The 17,149-nt window shown below is 57.0% G+C and carries 16 protein-coding genes, 2 tRNA genes, 1 other RNA gene and 1 pseudogene; 1 reads left to right on the top strand and 19 read right to left on the bottom strand.

Annotated elements, in window-relative coordinates; translation table 11 throughout:
- The first annotated feature begins 109 nt into the window (after positions 1-109).
- A complete protein-coding gene (gene zitB / locus GRH90_RS08445; protein WP_162365502.1) occupies positions 110-1,060 on the top strand; it encodes a CDF family zinc transporter ZitB in 951 nt (316 codons plus the stop codon).
- Here the strand turns inward: zitB and nadA are convergent.
- From nadA to odhB, 19 genes and pseudogenes are all read right to left on the bottom strand, one after another.
- On the bottom strand, positions 1,057-2,118 hold the full coding sequence (gene nadA, locus GRH90_RS08440; protein ID WP_162365501.1) for a quinolinate synthase NadA: 1,062 nt from the start codon (positions 2,116-2,118) through the stop codon (positions 1,057-1,059). The genes zitB and nadA overlap by 4 nt on opposite strands.
- A gap of 324 nt (positions 2,119-2,442) precedes the next feature.
- Positions 2,443-2,569: non-coding RNA, RtT sRNA (locus GRH90_RS08435), on the bottom strand.
- Between the two features lie 44 nt (positions 2,570-2,613).
- Positions 2,614-2,689 (bottom strand) — tRNA-Lys (locus GRH90_RS08430).
- Between the two features lie 94 nt (positions 2,690-2,783).
- A tRNA-Lys gene (locus tag GRH90_RS08425) sits at positions 2,784-2,859 on the bottom strand.
- A 180-nt stretch (positions 2,860-3,039) separates the two neighbouring features.
- Positions 3,040-3,846 (bottom strand): cell division protein CpoB, encoded by an 807-nt coding sequence (gene cpoB, locus GRH90_RS08420; protein WP_162365500.1) that lies wholly within the window; start codon positions 3,844-3,846, stop codon positions 3,040-3,042.
- Positions 3,847-3,855: 9 nt separating this feature from the next.
- Positions 3,856-4,371: a peptidoglycan-associated lipoprotein Pal gene (gene pal, locus GRH90_RS08415; protein WP_162365499.1), complete on the bottom strand. Its 516-nt coding sequence runs from the start codon at positions 4,369-4,371 to the stop codon at positions 3,856-3,858.
- Positions 4,372-4,414: 43 nt separating this feature from the next.
- Positions 4,415-5,707 (bottom strand): Tol-Pal system beta propeller repeat protein TolB, encoded by a 1,293-nt coding sequence (tolB, locus tag GRH90_RS08410; RefSeq protein WP_162365498.1) that lies wholly within the window; start codon positions 5,705-5,707, stop codon positions 4,415-4,417.
- Between the two features lie 141 nt (positions 5,708-5,848).
- Positions 5,849-7,144 carry a cell envelope integrity protein TolA gene (gene tolA / locus GRH90_RS08405; protein ID WP_162365497.1) on the bottom strand — a complete coding sequence of 432 codons (1,296 nt, stop codon included), beginning with the start codon at positions 7,142-7,144 and terminating at the stop codon, positions 5,849-5,851.
- Between the two features lie 54 nt (positions 7,145-7,198).
- Entirely contained in the window at positions 7,199-7,621 is a 423-nt protein-coding gene (gene tolR / locus GRH90_RS08400; RefSeq protein ID WP_162365496.1) for a colicin uptake protein TolR, read from the bottom strand.
- Between the two features lie 14 nt (positions 7,622-7,635).
- Entirely contained in the window at positions 7,636-8,322 is a 687-nt protein-coding gene (gene tolQ / locus GRH90_RS08395) for a Tol-Pal system protein TolQ (RefSeq protein ID WP_162365495.1), read from the bottom strand.
- On the bottom strand, positions 8,319-8,723 hold the full coding sequence (gene ybgC / locus GRH90_RS08390) for a tol-pal system-associated acyl-CoA thioesterase (protein ID WP_162365494.1): 405 nt from the start codon (positions 8,721-8,723) through the stop codon (positions 8,319-8,321). Before ybgC ends, tolQ begins: the two co-directional genes overlap by 4 nt.
- A gap of 223 nt (positions 8,724-8,946) precedes the next feature.
- On the bottom strand, positions 8,947-9,240 hold the full coding sequence (gene ybgE, locus GRH90_RS08385; RefSeq protein ID WP_162365664.1) for a cyd operon protein YbgE: 294 nt from the start codon (positions 9,238-9,240) through the stop codon (positions 8,947-8,949).
- 50 nt (positions 9,241-9,290) lie between these two features.
- Positions 9,291-9,383: pseudogene (cydX, locus tag GRH90_RS26220) on the bottom strand (cytochrome bd-I oxidase subunit CydX); the annotation flags it as partial.
- A 15-nt stretch (positions 9,384-9,398) separates the two neighbouring features.
- Positions 9,399-10,538: a cytochrome d ubiquinol oxidase subunit II gene (gene cydB, locus GRH90_RS08375; protein ID WP_162365492.1), complete on the bottom strand. Its 1,140-nt coding sequence runs from the start codon at positions 10,536-10,538 to the stop codon at positions 9,399-9,401.
- Between the two features lie 14 nt (positions 10,539-10,552).
- Entirely contained in the window at positions 10,553-12,121 is a 1,569-nt protein-coding gene (gene cydA / locus GRH90_RS08370; protein WP_162365491.1) for a cytochrome ubiquinol oxidase subunit I, read from the bottom strand.
- 831 nt (positions 12,122-12,952) lie between these two features.
- Positions 12,953-13,516, bottom strand: a complete 564-nt coding sequence (locus GRH90_RS08365; protein ID WP_162365490.1) for a TetR/AcrR family transcriptional regulator — start codon at positions 13,514-13,516, stop codon at positions 12,953-12,955.
- A gap of 200 nt (positions 13,517-13,716) precedes the next feature.
- Positions 13,717-14,586: a succinate--CoA ligase subunit alpha gene (sucD, locus tag GRH90_RS08360; RefSeq protein WP_162365489.1), complete on the bottom strand. Its 870-nt coding sequence runs from the start codon at positions 14,584-14,586 to the stop codon at positions 13,717-13,719.
- On the bottom strand, positions 14,586-15,752 hold the full coding sequence (gene sucC, locus GRH90_RS08355; protein WP_162365488.1) for an ADP-forming succinate--CoA ligase subunit beta: 1,167 nt from the start codon (positions 15,750-15,752) through the stop codon (positions 14,586-14,588). The genes sucD and sucC overlap by 1 nt, the downstream gene beginning before the upstream one ends.
- A 149-nt stretch (positions 15,753-15,901) precedes the next feature.
- Complete coding sequence (odhB, locus tag GRH90_RS08350) at positions 15,902-17,146, bottom strand: 2-oxoglutarate dehydrogenase complex dihydrolipoyllysine-residue succinyltransferase (RefSeq protein WP_162365487.1); 1,245 nt, start codon at positions 17,144-17,146, stop codon at positions 15,902-15,904.
- Positions 17,147-17,149 lie beyond the last annotated feature (3 nt).

Raw genomic sequence — 17,149 nt, 5'->3', positions numbered from 1 at the left:
GTCCCTGCAACTATAATAACCGCAGAAATCCATACGGCAACTCTTCGTTTCTCCGCTATTATTCCGGTACTATCCTGGTAGATACGCTTGGCTGATTACAGGAAAATTTATGGCATCGACACATGATCACCACCATCATGAGCACGGCACGACGGAAACCGGCAATAATAAGCGCCTGATGGCGGCCTTTGCCGTTACCGCCATTTTTATGGCGGTGGAAGTGGCGGGCGGACTGCTGTCGGGATCGCTGGCGCTGCTGGCCGATGCGGGACATATGCTGACCGACGCCGCCGCATTGCTGATGGCCCTGCTGGCGGTGCGATTTGCCCAGCGTAAACCCAATAGCCGCCACACCTTCGGCTACCTGCGGCTGACCACCCTGGCGGCGTTCCTGAACGCCCTGGCGTTGCTGGTCATTACCCTGATGATTGTCTGGGAGGCGATACGCCGTTTTTACCAGCCCCACCCGGTGGCAGGCTGGATCATGATGGTGATAGCCGTGGCGGGCCTGCTGGCCAACCTGCTGTCATTTTGGCTGCTGCACGGGGGCGAAGGTGAAAAAAATATTAACCTGCGCGCGGCCGCGCTGCATGTGCTGGGGGATTTATTGGGCTCCGTCGGGGCGATTATCGCCGCCGTGATCATATTGATGACCGGCTGGATGCCTATCGATCCGATTTTATCCATCCTGGTATCATGCCTGGTGCTGCGCAGCGGCTGGCGGCTATTGCGGGAAAGTTTGCATGAACTGCTGGAAGGCACGCCCAGCCAGATTGATATCGAGAAACTTAAACGCGAGCTGTGCCTTAATATTCCCGAGGTTCGCAATATCCATCACGTCCACATCTGGCTGGTGGGCGAAAAACCCGTGATGACGCTACATGCGCAGGTTATCCCGCCCTACGACCACGACGCCCTGCTGCGCCAGATCCAGCATTATCTGCTGGACCACTACAACATCAGCCATGCCACGGTGCAGATGGAATACCAGACCTGCCCCGAAGACGACTGCGGCATCACTGAAGGCAGCGGCCTGGCCCACGCCCATCATCACCACTAGGCGTTGCCGGTAACCCGGACCTTAAGCTCGGCGGCAAAGGCCAGCATGCGATTTAGCGGCACCAGCGCCTTGACACGCAATTCATCCGGCACATGGACTTCATGCCTTTCCCCACCCTGTTCGAGGCCGTCAGCGACGGCTTTCAGGCCGTTCATAGCCATCCAGGGGCAATGGGCGCAGCTGCGGCAGGTTGCGCCTTCACCGGCGGTGGGCGCTTCCAACAAGGTTTTATCCGGGCAGGCCTGCTGCATTTTATAAAAAATACCGCGGTCGGTGGCGACAATCATCTGCTGCTGCGGCAGGTTTTTTGCCGCCTGGATCAGTTGGCTGGTCGAACCGACCGCATCGGCCATATCGACAATCGCCTGGGGCGACTCAGGATGCACCAGCACCGCCGCGCTGGGGTAGAGCTTCTTCATGCGCGTCAGCGCCTGGGTCTTGAACTCGTCATGCACGATGCAGGCGCTCTGCCAGCATAAAATATCCGCGCCGGTTTGGTTCTGGACATAGCGTCCGAGATGCCGGTCCGGCGCCCAGATAATTTTTTCACCCAGGCTATCGAGATGCTCGATAAGATCGACGGCGATGCTGGAGGTGACGACCCAATCGGCGCGCGCCTTAACCGCCGCCGAGGTATTGGCGTAGACCACCACGGTCCGGTCCGGATGGGCATCGCAAAAGGCGCTGAACTCGTCCACCGGGCATCCCAGGTCCAGCGAGCATTCGGCCTTCAGGGTCGGCATCAGCACGGTTTTCTCCGGGCTGAGGATTTTCGCCGTTTCACCCATGAAACGCACGCCGGCCACCAGTAGCGTGGTGGCCGGATGGGTGCTGCCGAAGCGCGCCATCTCGAGGGAATCCGCCACGCAGCCGCCGGTGGCCTCCGCCAGCGCCTGGATTTCCGGATCGGTATAATAATGGGCGACCATGACCGCGTTACGCTGTGTTAACAGGCGCGCGATCTTGTCGTAATAGAATTGTTTTTCATCCGCATTCAGGGCGCGCGGCTTGGGTGGAAAAGGATAGATTGCCGCATTGACATCCAACGCTTCGCTCATGGCTTGTATCATTGTGTAGGTCCCCGCGCATGGGCCGGGCGCCGACAACGGCAGCCAGACGGTCAAGATGGCGCATGTTTTATATACTAAACAAAATAATCAATTTTGAACAAAAAGTCCTGTTAATTTTGTGATTTTTTATGTTTTTGTTTAGTTAATATGACTTTGGGCAGATTGGCGGGGATTAATGGCGAAACGATAATGGATTTTACGGCGACACACTAGCCGATAAGTGCGATATGGAGCGCAAAGTCGCAAAATATTAGGAGTGAGGAGTAAATAGTAAGGCAGAAATAGTGAGAGTGCGGATCGCTGTAGTCACTGACCGCGCACGTACAGGATGACTCGGCCGTTGGCCTCGCCCTTCGGGTCGTTGCCGTTCCGGCAACGCTGGCTCGCTGCGCTCGACTCGAACCTGCGCAGGTTCAAATCCGCACGATGCGTGCGTTATACCAGCTCTGATTTGATTTTTTAGCAAGTGATGTTCTTTGACGATGGTGGGTCGTGCAGGATTCGAACCTGCGACCAATTGATTAAAAGTCAACTGCTCTACCAACTGAGCTAACGACCCTTTGACGGGATTTCACTGCTTGATAACGATGGTGGCGGGTGTTGCACTATAAATAACGTGTGACGACATTCATCAAGCTTAATATCTTTGGCATTGGTGGGTCGTGCAGGATTCGAACCTGCGACCAATTGATTAAAAGTCAACTGCTCTACCAACTGAGCTAACGACCCGCGATATCCGTTTTTTTACCGGCGCCCTGGGTTGAACGCTTTCCCTTGGCAACGGCGGCATATATTACTAACTAAAATTTTCTGCGCAACCTAAATTTGCGCAATAGCGTTCAACTGCTTGATCTTCGAGCACTCAGGCCTTAATTCGGCGATTTAAACCTCATATGAGGCCTGAATGGTTTAAAGACTGGCCAGCCGTTTTTGCGCTTGTTTGGCAGAATCGGTAGTTGGATAAAGTTTGATAACCTGCTGGTAAACGGCCTTGGCTTTGTCGGTCTGGCCTTTTTCCTGCATGATTACCCCAACTTTAAACAGGGCTTCGGAGCTTTTTGGCGACTTGGGGTAATTTTTGACGACCAGGGCAAAGTAGTAAGCCGCATCGTCTTTTTTACCTTTGTTGTAGTTCAACTGACCGAGCCAATAATTGGCATTGGGCTGGTAGGTTGAATCCGGATAACGTTTAACAAAATTCTGAAACGCCGTGATGCCCTGATCGTACTGTTTTTTCTCCAGCACCAAAGCCACCGCCGCGTTGTAATCGGTATTGGCGTCACCGGTGCTGCTGCCGGCCGACGTTGCCGCAGGCGCCGCCGCATCCTGGCTGCCGCCGGTGGACGAGGTTGCCGCGCCGCTGTTACCGGCACCGCTGTCGGGTAAAGCCGCATCCTGACCGCCCTTGCTGCTGAGGCTGTCCATTTGCTGATAGATTTGCTTCTGGCGTTCCACTACCTGGGAAAGCTGGTACTGGTTTTCCTGGATTTGCCCCCGTAAAGAGTCGATATCACGCTGGGTGTCGGAAAGCTGTTGCTGAAGTTGAGTTAATAGCTGGCCGTGAGCGTTGGAAATACGCTCAAGTTGAGTGACCCGATCTTCCACCGAGCCGGAGCCGACATTACTGATTGGCGCTTGGGCAGTAGCGGCCCAGGGGGCCGCTACGCCAACCAGTAACGACAGACTTAACAGATAATGTCTGAAGTTACCGCTCATGCAATTCTCTTAGTATACCAGTACGGCACGACGGTTTTTAGCGTAAGCCGATTCGTCATGTCCCAGTACAGCCGGTTTCTCTTTACCGTAAGATACGATAGAGATTTGATCGGCAGACACGCCTTTACCCTGAAGATACATCTTCACGGCGTTGGCGCGACGTTCGCCCAGGGCGATGTTATATTCCGGCGTACCGCGTTCATCCGCATGGCCTTCAACGGTCACTTTATAGGATGGGTTGCTGCGCAGGAAGTTAGCATGTGCATCCAGCATCTGGGCAAAATCAGAACGGATATCGTACTTATCAAGATCGAAGTAAACGATATTGTTCCTTTGCAGTTCTTGCATCTGCAGGCGAGCCTGTTCTTCAGATGAAGAGTTGGCGCCGCTTGCATTGTCCATGCCAGTGCCAGCGCCCATGGCAGAATCCGCGCCATTGTTAGCGCTTTTGTGGGAACTACACGCGGCGATAGCCAGTACAGGCACGGCCAGCATCAGCCCTTTTAGCACTTTGTTCAGTTGCATCTCATTTTCCTTTTATAGTTTGCCATACATATTTACACATGCATCACAGATACGGAGACCAGGCAGGAAATTTGACCTGTCCATCAGTCGCCGGAAGACGCGCTTTGAAACGCCCATCAATCGAAACCAGCTGTAGCACGGAACCCATCCCTTGTGTAGAGCTGTAGATAACCATGGTGCCATTGGGCGCGATGCTAGGTGTTTCATCCAGGAACGTGGCCGTTAAGACTTGCACGGCTCCCGTTGCCAGATCTTGTTTAGCGATATGCTGAGCGCCGCCGTTGCTGCTGACCATGACCAGGAACTTACCGTCCGCGCTCACGTCCGCATCCTGGTTCTGGGAGCCTTCCCAGGTCAGGCGCTGCGGGCTACCGCCGTTAATACCAACTTTATACACTTGCGGACGACCGCCCTGATCCGAGGTATAGGCCAAGGTCTGGCTATCCGGGAACCAGGTCGGCTCCGTGTTATTGCTGCGACCGTCGGTCACCTGGGTGATCTGGCCGGAGCCTAAATTCATCACATAGATATTCAAACTGCCGGATTTCGACAAAGCGAAAGCCAATTTGGAGCCGTCCGGAGAGAATGCCGGCGCGCCGTTATGCTGCGGGAAGCTGGCAATCTGCCGAATGCTGCCGTTAGCCAGGGTTTGCACCACCAGGGCCGAGCGGCCGCTTTCAAACGTCACATACGCGACTTTGCTGCCGTCCGGCGACCAGGCCGGCGACATCAGCGGCTGAGGCGAGCGATGGACCACGAACTGGTTAAACCCGTCGTAGTCGGCTACGCGCAGCTCATAAGGATACTGCCCGCCATTAGTTTGCACCACATAAGCTATACGCGTGCGGAACGCGCCTTTGATCCCGGTCAATTTTTCAAAGGTTTCGTCGCTGGCGGTATGCGCGGCGTAGCGCAGCCACTGCTTGGTCACTTTAAACTGATTTTGCGCCAGTACCGCGCCGGGATTGCCGGAGGTGTCGACCAACTGGTACGACACGACGTATCCGCCGTCGGCGCTGGGCTGAACCTGCCCGATCACTACCGCGTCGATGCCCAGCGCAGTCCATGCCGCAGGCGTCACTTCGGCAGCGGTGGTCGGCTGCTGCGGCATGCGCGCCACATCGATAGGATTAAATTTGCCGCTGTTGCGCAAATCAGCGCCGACAATACCGCCGACATCCGCGGGCGCAGCGCCTGGACCCGCCCATTTAAACGGTACCACGCCAATCGGACGCGCCGAGTCGACCCCTTGAGTGATCTCAATTCGCACTTCCGCATGCAGCACGGACGCCCATAAAATCATTAAACCTAGCGCTACTCGAAATGCCTGCTTCATTTCATCTCCCATACCGAGGCGATACGCCACGATAAATTAGCAGAATTTTAACTAAACCACTTGAACAAAACCATAGTTGCCCGGTAGACAACATAGTCTAAATCTTAAACCCCCACCGTTATATTTTGACTTCTTTACTAATTATTGCGGTTTAAAATCAATTGGCGCATTTTTAAAGACCTCATAGACTGCCTGGCTCGGCGGTTTAGGGATTTTAGCCAGTTTAGCCGCAGAGATGGCCGCCTGGCAAAGGGCCGGATCGCCGCCTTCCGAAGTGACCGAAATTAACATACCGTCCGGGGCCAGCTTCAGGCGCAGCGAACAGGTCTTGCCATTGAATGACTCATCTTTGTAAAACTTCGCTTCTATGGCTGCTTTGACCTGGCTGCCATAACTATTGATATCCGCGCCGGACGCCCCGCTCTCCTTGCTGGTGCCGGTGCCTTTAGGCTTACTGCCCCCGCTCGGCCCGCCGCCCGCTTTCGGCGCGTTTTTCGAATCGGTCAGCCCGCCCAGCAAATCATCCACGTCACTGGACTGTTTGGCGGCGGCCGCGGCCGCGGCTTTTTTGGCTGCCGCGGCGGCGGCCTTGGCTTCGGCGGCGGCGGCCGCTTTATCCTTAGCGGCCTGCTCAGCCTTGGCGGCGCTGGCGGCGGCGGCTTTTTCCTTGGCCGCCTCGGCTTTGGCGGCGGCCGCTTTAGCCGCGTCGGCCTTGGCGGCTGCCTCGGCTTTTTCCGCGGCGGCGGCTTTCGTCGCCTCGGCTTTGGCGGCTGCCGCTTCTGCCGCCGCTTCTTTTTTCGCGTCTTCTACGGCTTTGGCCTTGGCTTGCGCGGCGGCATCAGCCTGCTTTTTAGCGGCGGCGGCCTGTTTACTGGCCTCCGCTTCAGCCTGCTTTTTCGCCTCCGCGGCGGCTTTGGCCTGCTGCGCGGCCTCTGCTTTCGCCTGTGCCGCGGCGGCTTCCGCCTGTTTCTGCTGTTCTTTGGCCTGCTGGGTAGCGGCTTCAGCCTGCTGCTTTTGCTCCGCCGCTTGTTTTGCGGCTTCGGCCGCCTCTTTTTGCTGCTCGGCCTGCTGTTCTTTCTGCTGCTGCGCCGCTTCCTGCGCCGCCAGCCGATCTTTTTCCAGTTCCTTCAGGCGCTGCTGCTCGGCGGCCTGCTTTTGCTGCAACTCTTCCGCCTGCTGTTGCGCCTGCTTTTCACGCAGTTGCGACGCGCGCTGGGCGTCCGTCTGCTGCTGCTGTTGACGGTTATATTGCTGCACCACGGCACCGGGATCGACCATAACCGCGTCGATGGACGAGCCGCCGCCTCCGCCGCCGCTCGATTCGAGAGTCTGCGTGTAGGAACTCCAGACCAATAAACCGATCAGGAGAATATGCAGAACAATCGAAATAATAATGGCACGTTTGAGCTTATCGTTCTGTTCGGTTGCCTTTACCACAATCGATTCCCAAAAACAGGTTTGCCAGATAGATCGCGCATGATCAGCATGCCGTTAAATGGGCTGGGTCATCAGGCCCACCGACTTTACGCCGGCCTGATGCAGCAAATTCAGCGCCTTGATGATTTCATCATAGGGCACGTCTTTTGCGCCGCCGATCAGAAATACCGCTTTAGGATTGGCCGTAATACGCGTGCGCGCCTCGGCCACCACCTGCTCCGGCGGCAGCTGTTCCATACGGTTATGATCCACCACCAGACTGTACTGGCCGACACCCGATACTTCAACGATCACCGGCGGATTATCATCGCTGCTGACCGCTTTGGAATCCGTCGCGTCAGGCAAATCCACCTCGACGCTCTGGGTAATGATGGGCGCCGTCGCCATGAAAATTAACACCAGCACCAGCAGCACGTCGAGCAGTGGAACGATGTTGATTTCCGACTTGATTTGATTTCGACCACGTCTGCGGGCCATGTTCTCCCCTCCTTCTACTTAGCGCTATCGCTGGCGAAGGCCTGGCGATGCAGGATGGCGATGAACTCTTCCGTAAAGTTGTCGTAGTTCTGGTCCAGCTTATTAACCCGTTGGCTGAGCCGGTTGTAGGCCATGACCGCGGGAATGGCGGCAAACAGGCCGATGGCGGTGGCGATCAGCGCTTCGGCGATGCCGGGGGCAACCATTTGCAAAGTAGCCTGCTTGACCGCGCCCAGTCCGATAAAGGCGTGCATGATGCCCCATACGGTGCCGAACAGGCCGATATACGGGCTGATGGAACCTACGGTGCCTAGGAAAGGAATATGCGTTTCCAGCGCTTCCAGCTCGCGGTTCATGGAAATACGCATGGCGCGCGAGGCGCCCTCGACGACCGCTTCGGGCGCGTGGCTGTTGGCGCGGTGCAGACGGGCGAACTCTTTAAAGCCGGAATAGAAAATCTGCTCGGATCCCGTCAGCACGTCGCGGCGGGTCTGGCTTTCCTGATACAGGCGTGACAATTCAATACCGGACCAGAATTTGTCCTCAAAGGCTTCCGCCTCGCGGGTTGCCGTGTTTAAAATACGGGTGCGCTGGATGATAATCGCCCAGGATGCAATGGAAAAGCACATCAATATCAACATGATCAGTTTAACCAGAAAGCTAGCTTTCAGGAACAGATCAAAAATGTTCATGTCAGTCACTGCTTGAACTCCGCGACAATAGACTTAGGAAGCGCGACAGGCTTCATTTGGTGTGGATCAATACAGGCTATCAAGACATCCGCCTGGCTGAGAAGTTGCCCTTCAGCGTTCAGGATGCGTTGCGCAAAAGTCAGAGAGGCACCGCGCATTGAGACGATTTCACTTTCTACTTGCAGCAAATCGTCCAGACGCGCTGAGGCGAGATAGTCCACCGTGATACGCCTTACCACAAAAGCGATATTCTCGCCCAGTAAGACCTGTTGATGGAAATTATGCTGGCGCAGCATTTCGGTACGGGCCCTTTCAAAAAAAACCACGTAGCGTGCGTGATAGACCACACCCCCGGCGTCCGTATCTTCATAATAGACGCGCACCGGCCATCGGAATAACGTATTACTCACTGTACATCCCAGCAACGCAAAACAACGGTGCTTACTATACGCAAGACCAACCACGTTTGGAATGGATTACCTCGGGCGAATGAAAATAATTATGGATAAAGCAGGCGTCCGGGTGCCGCGCGGCCGGTGATGTTAACAATATGGCGGAAGTGCTGGCGGAAAGCCCCGGCATTTTCCCGGGGTGGTGATGAAATGACGAAATAGCGTTGTTTCGCTGTGATGCCTATAGAAATGAATAACCCAGGGCGACGGCCAGCACCACCATCGCCGCCAGCGGCAAAAATGCCAGCCGCCAGCCCCAGCGACGCGGGCGAAAACCCACGCCGTGGATAACGCCGGCGCATACCGCCCAGACAATCAGCAGATTATGCCAGGCGGTCAGCGAACTGGTGGTGGAGGCAAAACGCGCCGGCATCCAGAAGACGCAGCCGGCAAGCACCAGCGCCATGATAAGCGACAGCAGTCGCAACGGGCTGCTGTCGGTCAGGCGATAGAGTGTGTCGGTCGCCAGCCTTATCACTTCAGCTCGTTCTCTGCTCTTTCGCCGTCAAGCCCGCCGCCGCTCGGCTGGCTGTCTTCATGATGCTCCAGCGCCAGGGCGGTGATGATGCCGAAGGCGCACGCAAGAAGCGTTCCAAGTATCCAGGCAAAATACCACATTATTCAGCTCCTTTCTTAATACAGCGAGTGCGCGTTTTGTTCAATGTGCTCTTTGGTGATGCGGCCATACATCTTGTAGTAACACCAGATGGTATAGAGCAGCACAATCGGCACGAAGATGACGGCGACAATGGTCATGACCTTCAGGGTCAGCAGGCTCGAGGTGGCATCCCATACCGTCAGGCTGGCTTCAGGCATGGTAATCGACGGCATGATGAACGGGAATAGCGTTACTCCCGCCGTCAGGATGATGCACGCCACGGTGAGCGAAGAGAAAATAAACGCCCAGGCCCCTTTGCCGAACCGTGAACACAGCAGGGTCAGCAACGGTAGCACGACGCCCAGCGCCGGTATCGCCCAGATCAGCGGATAGCTGTGATAATTCGCCAGCCATGCGCCGGCCTGGTGCGCCACGGTTTTATTCAGCGGATTGGATACGGCGTTGGTATCGATAACCGACGTAATGGTAAATCCGTCGATGCCGTTAACCACCCAAACGCCGCCCAGCAGGAACGCCACCATCGTCACCAGGCTGCTGATTTGCGTCACGGTGCGCACCCGCACCAGCAGATCGCCGGTGGTGCGCATTTCCAGGTAGGTCCCGCCCATGGTGATAAACATGGCCAGGCTGACCACCCCCGCTAATAAGCCAAACGGGTTCAGCAGTTGGAAGAAGGTCCCGGTGTAGAACAGACGCAGGTATTCGTCCACGTGGAAGGGGACGCCCTGCAGCAGGTTGCCGAAGGCGACGCCAATCACTACCGGCGGCACAAAACTACCGATAAAGATGCCCCAGTCCCACATGCCGCGCCAGCGCGGGTCTTCGATCTTGGACCGGTAATCAAACCCCACCGGACGGAAGAACAGCGAGGCCAGCACCAGGATCATGGCGATATAAAACCCGGAAAACGCCGCGGCGTAAACCATCGGCCAGGCGGCGAACAGCGCGCCCCCGGCGGTGACCAGCCAAACCTGGTTGCCTTCCCAGTGCGGGGCGATGGTATTGATCATCACCCGGCGTTCGGTATCGTTACGGCCAAGAATGCGCACCAACATGCCGACGCCCATATCAAAGCCGTCGGTTACCGCAAAGCCTATCAGCAGGACACCGATCAGCACCCACCAGATTAAGCGTAATACTTCATAGTCAAACATGGCTTAGGCTCCTGTTAATGTGCTTTCTGCATGGCGAGCGTCGGCTGCTCGAAATGATAACGGCCGGTATGCAGGCTGCTCGGCCCCAGGCGCGCATATTTAAACATCAAAAACATTTCGGCCACCAGGAACAGGGTATACAGCCCGCAGATAAGCCCCATGGAGAACAGGATATCGCCGGCGGTCAGGCTGGAATTAGCCACCGCGGTCGGCAGGATTTCACCAATGGCCCAGGGCTGGCGACCATACTCCGCGACAAACCAGCCGGCTTCGATGGCAATCCACGGAATGGGGATGCCGTACAGCGCCGCGCGGTGCAGCCAGCGTTTTTGGCCGATGCGGTTACGTACCACGCTCCAGAAGGACATGGTGATGATGATGAGCATCAGCACCCCGCCCAGCACCATGATACGGAAAGAGAAGTACAGCGGCGCCACGCGCGGGATTGAATCGTTGGTGGCGCGTTGGATCTGCTCTTCGGTCGCGTTGGGGATATCGTCCGTATAGCGTTTTAACAGCAGGCCGTAGCCCAAATCCTGTTTTATCGCGTTGAACTGCGCGCGCACGGCAGGATCGGCATGCCCGCCGCGCAGTTCATGCAGCAGTTCGTAGGCTTTCATACCGTTGCGGATACGGATTTGATGCTGCTCCATCAGTTCCTTGATGCCGGTCACCTGGCGATCCGTGGAACGGGTCGCGATGATGCCGAGGGCAAAAGGAATCTGGATGGAGAAGTGATTGCGCTGCAGGGTCTGGTCGGGGATGCCGAACAGGGTAAACGCGGCCGGGGCGGGCTGCGTTTCCCATTCCGCCTCGATGGCCGCCAGCTTGGTTTTTTGCACATCGCCCATTTCATAACCGGATTCATCACCCAGCACGATAACGGACAGCACCGCCGCCATGCCGAACGCCGCCGCAATGGCGTATGAACGCCGGGCGAAGGCGATATCGCGGCCTTTCAGCAGGTAGTAGGAGCTGATGCCGAGCACAAACATGGCGCCGGTACAGTAGCCCGCGGCCACGGTATGCACGAATTTCACCTGCGCGACCGGGTTGAGCACCAGGTCGGCGAAGCTGACCATTTCCATGCGCATGGTTTCATAATTGAAATCCGACGCGATGGGGTTTTGCATCCAGCCGTTGGCGACCAGTATCCACAGCGCGGACAGGTTGGAGCCTAACGCCACCATCCAGGTTACCGTCAGATGCTGGGTTTTGCTCAGGCGATCCCAGCCAAAGAAGAACAGGCCGACAAAGGTGGATTCCAGGAAGAAGGCCATTAATCCTTCGATGGCCAATGGAGCACCGAAGATGTCGCCGACATAATGGGAAAAATACGACCAGTTGGTCCCGAACTGGAACTCCATGGTCAGGCCGGTGGCTACACCCAGGGCAAAGTTGATACCAAACAATTTGCCCCAGAATTTAGTCATATCTTTATAGATTTGCTTGCCGGACAGGACGTATACCGTTTCCATGATGGCTAATAAAAACGCCAGGCCCAGGGTGAGTGGGACAAACAGGAAATGGTACATCGCAGTTAGGGCAAACTGTAACCGTGACAGTTCGACGACATCAAACATGTTGACTCCTTGCTCCTCGCAGGATGGGTCCCACGTGCGGTAATCTGGCGCTGTGTACTCACAAAGCGACACAACAACCCGCGGTGAATAATAAAGAGTTTATAATTGTTCCCGACCATCGATTAGGCCCGCAAAAAACCAACGCCTTGGCGCCTAAAGGGTAAACCGACGACGGATTTTAATGAAACGCGCTAACCGGATTAAAACAACCCATATAGTACCCCTCAACTTACTCAGGATAAATACCTTTTTTCGTGATGCAGGTTGTGAAATCACATCTCGATCAAAACAGGCTTCTATGCGCGTCAATATCAAAATTGCGCCAGCGCAAGTTATCCTAATTTGAGCATCAAGCGCCATCAAAAATCATTGATTTAGCGCAATTTTTCCGAAACATTGTTAAATATTGTTATTTATTTATTCTATAAAAGTGCTGATGTTAAAAAACTGTAATTAATAAGATCCAGAAATTATGCTAAAAGAAAAAAAACCGCTGATGATATTTTTTATTTGTTACAGCGCCATTATTTAATCACCTAATCGCGCCATTGAAGCACACTATGACAATGATGGATTTAATTTGCCATAAATGTGATGGCGACAAGAATAAAAAAGTATTCACGCGCAGGCATCGGACCGGCGGCATTTTTGTTGCCGGGCGACGCACCGGCGGTCGTTAAGGATTTATCGGGGTCACGGGATCGAATCGGCCGGGCGGCCCAGAGGGTCTGCGCGCAAAGCAGGATGAATCGATAGCCTCCTTTGGGCGGTTGGACCGGGCAAAGCGTCGGGGCCGGCGGGCAGTGGCGCAAACGCACGCCGGCAGCGCGCCTACAGGGCGCGCAGCGCCTGCATAAACCGGTCTATTTTACGTTCAGTGGCGCCGCCGCCGCCGCTGTGCAGGTTCTGCTCGATGCACAGGCCGGAGAAAAATACCGCCACCATTTCCGCCAGGATCTCCGGGTCGGCGGCCGCGCCCGCCACCCTGATATTGTCAGCCAGCAGCGGCCGCACCGCCTGTCGTCGCTGGGCAATAATGTCGAGGGCGCCGGCCGGCAGCAAGGTGAACTCCCGCATGGAGTTGACCGCGAAGCAGCCGGCGATACGGCAATGGCCCGGGGTGCCGGCGGCCAGCCGTAAATAAGCCCCGATATTGCCCCATCCCAGGGGTTGCGCGGTCAGCGCCTCTAGATCGGCGCCTTGCCGCACATAATGGCGCAGGCTGGCCAGGAACAGGTCGCCCTTATCCCTGAACTCGGCATAGAGCCCGGACTTGTTTACCCCGGTCGCCCGCTCGAGATGCTGTAGCGTGGTACCGGCAAAGCCGTACTGCCAGAAGATGGGGATCACCTTCTCAAGCACGCCTTCGCGGCTGAATTTTTTTTGTCTGCCCATCCGGCTAGTATGCCTAACTGAACCAACCAGTTCAATAAGCATCCATGCAGGCGATCGCAGAGCTTAAACAAGAGGTGTCAAAGGGAGAGCGTGCCGATGGGGTCGACACGGCCTTCTCAGGCCGCCGAAGCGCCCCATGGCACGGCATGCCCGCTAACGCCGGATCAAGCGGCGATCCTGTTAACGGGCGCGGGCCACTATTATGGGAGAAGGGTTTTCAGCGCGGCGCCGATATCCGCCAGGCTGCGCACGGTTTTGACGCCGGCCGCTTCAAGGGCGGCGAATTTTTCGTCCGCGGTGCCTTTGCCGCCGGCGATAATCGCCCCGGCATGGCCCATCCGTTTACCTTTGGGCGCGGTAACACCCGCGATATAACCCACCACCGGCTTGGTAACATGATCCTTGATATAGGCCGCGGCTTCTTCTTCCGCGCTGCCGCCGATTTCACCGATCATCACGATCGCCTCGGTCTGCGGATCCTGTTCGAACAATTTCAGGATATCAATAAAGTTCGAGCCGGGGATCGGGTCGCCGCCGATGCCGACGCAGCTCGACTGCCCCAGTCCGGTATCGGTGGTCTGTTTCACCGCTTCATAGGTCAGGGTGCCGGAGCGCGACACAATGCCCACGCGGCCCGGTTTATGGATATGGCCGGGCATAATGCCGATCTTGCACTCGCCGGGAGTGATGACGCCCGGGCAGTTGGGGCCGATCATACGCGAGCCGCTTTGCTCAAGCTTGGCTTTCACCACCAGCATATCCAGGGTCGGAATGCCTTCGGTGATGCAGATAATCAGCTCGATGCCGGCATCCACCGCTTCCAGGATCGAATCTTTGCAAAACGGCGCGGGCACATAGATAACCGAGGCGGTGGCGCCGGTTTTTTCCACGGCTTCACGCACGGTGTTAAACACCGGCAGGCCGAGATGCTCGGTGCCGCCCTTGCCCGGCGTCACCCCGCCGACCATCCTGGTGCCGTAGGCCAGCGCCTGCTCGGAATGAAACGTGCCCTGGCTGCCGGTGAAACCCTGGCAGATAACCTTGGTATTTTTATCGATTAAAATGGACATTATTTCCCCTCCACCGCGGCGACCGCTTGTTGTGCCGCGTCGGTCAGACTGGTGGCGGCAATGATATTCAGGCCGCTCTCGGCCAGGATTTTAGCACCCAGCTCGGCGTTGTTGCCTTCCAGACGCACCACTACCGGCACGTTAACGCCGACGTCAGCCACCGCGCCGATAATGCCTTCGGCAATCAGGTCACAGCGCACGATGCCGCCGAAAATGTTCACCAGCACCGCTTTGACGTTCTCGTCCGACAGGATGATCTTAAACGCCTCGGTGACGCGCTCCTTGGTGGCGCCGCCGCCGACGTCGAGGAAGTTGGCCGGGGAACCGCCGTGCAGCTTAACGATATCCATGGTGCCCATCGCCAGGCCGGCGCCGTTGACCATGCAGCCGATATTACCGTCGAGGGCGACATAGTTCAGCTCCCACTGCGCCGCCTGGGCCTCGCGGGCGTCTTCCTGGCTCTTGTCGCGCATTTCGCGCAGCTCCGGCTGGCGGAACAATGCGTTGCCATCGGCGCTCAGCTTGCCGTCCAGGCAGACCAGATTGCCTTCCTTGGTGATCACCAGCGGATTGATCTCCACCAGCGCCAGATCCCGTTCCAGGAACAGCGCGGCCAGGCCCATGAAAATCTTGGTGAACTGCCCGACCTGTTTGCCGGACAATCCCAGTTTAAACGCCAGCTCGCGGCCCTGGAACGGCTGGGGGCCGGTCAGGGGATCGAGCGCGACCTTATGGATCAGGTGCGGCGTCTCTTCGGCGACTTTTTCAATTTCCACGCCGCCTTCGGTAGAGGCCATAAAGACCACCCGACGGGATCCGCGATCCACCACCGCGCCCAGGTAAAGTTCCTGGTCGATATCGGTCGCCGCTTCCACCAGGATCTGATGGACCGGCTGGCCCAGGGCATCCGTTTGATAGGTCACCAGGCGCTTGCCCAGCCAGTGTTCGGCAAAGGCGCGGATCTCTTCCTTGCTGTTAACCACCTTGACGCCGCCGGACTTGCCGCGGCCGCCCGCATGGACCTGGCATTTGACTACCCAGGGACCGGCGCCGATCTTGGAGGCGGACTCTTCCGCTTCCCGTGGCGTGGTGCACGCAAAACCCGTGGGGGCTGGCAGGCCATACCGAGCAAACAGCTGTTTTGCCTGATATTCATGTAAATTCATGATGTTGTTTCCATCTTCGTCAGGGAGTATCGGCGGCGACGCGCTCACGCCGCCCTCGAACGGTGCATTCCGTAGCCGCTATAGCACTACGTCCCGCGGGCAACCCGCCGGATACGGCGCCGGTTGTCCCGGGCCGCATCCGTCAGTTGCTATACATCAAGCAATAAACGTGTCGGGTCTTCCAGCATATCCTTGACCGTGACCAGGAAGCTGACCGACTCCTTGCCGTCGATCAGGCGGTGATCGTACGACAGCGCCAAATACATCATCGGCAGGATAACCACCTGCCCGTCCACCGCCATCGGCCGATCCTTGATGGCGTGCATGCCCAGGATGGCGCTTTGCGGCGGGTTGATGATAGGCGTGGACATCAGCGAGCCAAACACGCCGCCGTTGGTAATGGTAAAGTTACCGCCGGTCAGCTCTTCCACCTTCAGCTTGCCGTCGCGTCCCTTGATGGCCAGTTCCTTGATGGTCTTTTCGACGTCGCCCATGCCCAGCGCATCCACATCGCGCAGCACCGGCGTTACCAACCCGCGCGGGGTGGATACCGCGATGCTGACGTCAAAATAGTTGTGGTAGACCACGTCTTCGCCGTCGATGGAGGCGTTGACCTCCGGGAAGCGTTTCAGGGCTTCCACCACCGCTTTAATATAGAAAGACATAAAGCCAAGGCGGATGCCGTGGCGTTTTTCAAAGCCGTCGCCGTACTGTTTACGCAGATCCATGATGGGCTTCATATTGACCTCGTTAAAGGTGGTCAACATGGCGGTACTGTTCTTGGCTTCCAGCAGCCGCTCGGCAACCCGTTTGCGCAACCGGGTCATCGGGACGCGTTTTTCGCTGCGGTTGCCCAATTCCGGGGCAGGCTGCGATGCCGGCCCCTTGGCGGCGGGCGCCGTCACGACCGGTGCGGCGGCGGGAACGGCGGTGGCCGGTTTAGCCAGATGTTTTTCCACATCCTCGCGGGTGATGCGTCCGCCGACGCCGCTGCCTTTGATTGCTTCGGCTTTCAGGTCGTGCTCGGCGATCAGGCGGCGAATGGCCGGGCTGAGCGCTTCGTTATTTTCTTCCTCCAGGCCGGCGGTATAACGCTGCGCCGGGGTGGATTCCTTGCTTTGCGCTTTCTCCGTCGTTTCCTGCCCTGAACTGTCGCCGGGACGCAGGCGTCCCAGCACCTGGCGGGAAGTGACGGTCGCCCCTTCATCCTCCAGCAGGGTATCCAGCACCCCCGCCTCGGGCGCGGGGACTTCCAGCACCACTTTATCGGTTTCGATCTCCACCAGCACTTCATCACGCTGGACGCTATCGCCGGGTTTTTTATGCCACGTGGCGACGGTTGCATCGGCAACCGATTCAGGAAGATCGGGAACCAGAATATCTACGCTACTCATTAT

It is taken from the genome of Acerihabitans arboris, assembly GCF_010131535.1.
Classification (GTDB): Bacteria; Pseudomonadota; Gammaproteobacteria; order Enterobacterales; family Enterobacteriaceae; genus Acerihabitans; species Acerihabitans arboris.
Note: the sequence above shows the minus strand (reverse complement) of the source record. Positions and strands in the feature narration are given on the sequence as shown.

Bases quoted from the DNA above. Each gene is read 5' to 3' on its own strand.
- zitB (WP_162365502.1), top strand. From the start codon at position 110: ATGGCATCGACACATGATCACCACCATCATGAGCACGGCACGACGGAA.
- nadA (WP_162365501.1), bottom strand. From the start codon at position 2,118: ATGAGCGAAGCGTTGGATGTCAATGCGGCAATCTATCCTTTTCCACCC.
- cpoB (WP_162365500.1), bottom strand. From the start codon at position 3,846: ATGAGCGGTAACTTCAGACATTATCTGTTAAGTCTGTCGTTACTGGTT.
- pal (WP_162365499.1), bottom strand. From the start codon at position 4,371: ATGCAACTGAACAAAGTGCTAAAAGGGCTGATGCTGGCCGTGCCTGTA.
- tolB (WP_162365498.1), bottom strand. From the start codon at position 5,707: ATGAAGCAGGCATTTCGAGTAGCGCTAGGTTTAATGATTTTATGGGCG.
- tolR (WP_162365496.1), bottom strand. From the start codon at position 7,621: ATGGCCCGCAGACGTGGTCGAAATCAAATCAAGTCGGAAATCAACATC.
- cydB (WP_162365492.1), bottom strand. From the start codon at position 10,538: ATGTTTGACTATGAAGTATTACGCTTAATCTGGTGGGTGCTGATCGGT.
- cydA (WP_162365491.1), bottom strand. From the start codon at position 12,121: ATGTTTGATGTCGTCGAACTGTCACGGTTACAGTTTGCCCTAACTGCG.
- GRH90_RS08365 (WP_162365490.1), bottom strand. From the start codon at position 13,516: ATGGGCAGACAAAAAAAATTCAGCCGCGAAGGCGTGCTTGAGAAGGTG.
- sucD (WP_162365489.1), bottom strand. From the start codon at position 14,586: ATGTCCATTTTAATCGATAAAAATACCAAGGTTATCTGCCAGGGTTTC.
- sucC (WP_162365488.1), bottom strand. From the start codon at position 15,752: ATGAATTTACATGAATATCAGGCAAAACAGCTGTTTGCTCGGTATGGC.
- odhB (WP_162365487.1), bottom strand. From the start codon at position 17,146: ATGAGTAGCGTAGATATTCTGGTTCCCGATCTTCCTGAATCGGTTGCC.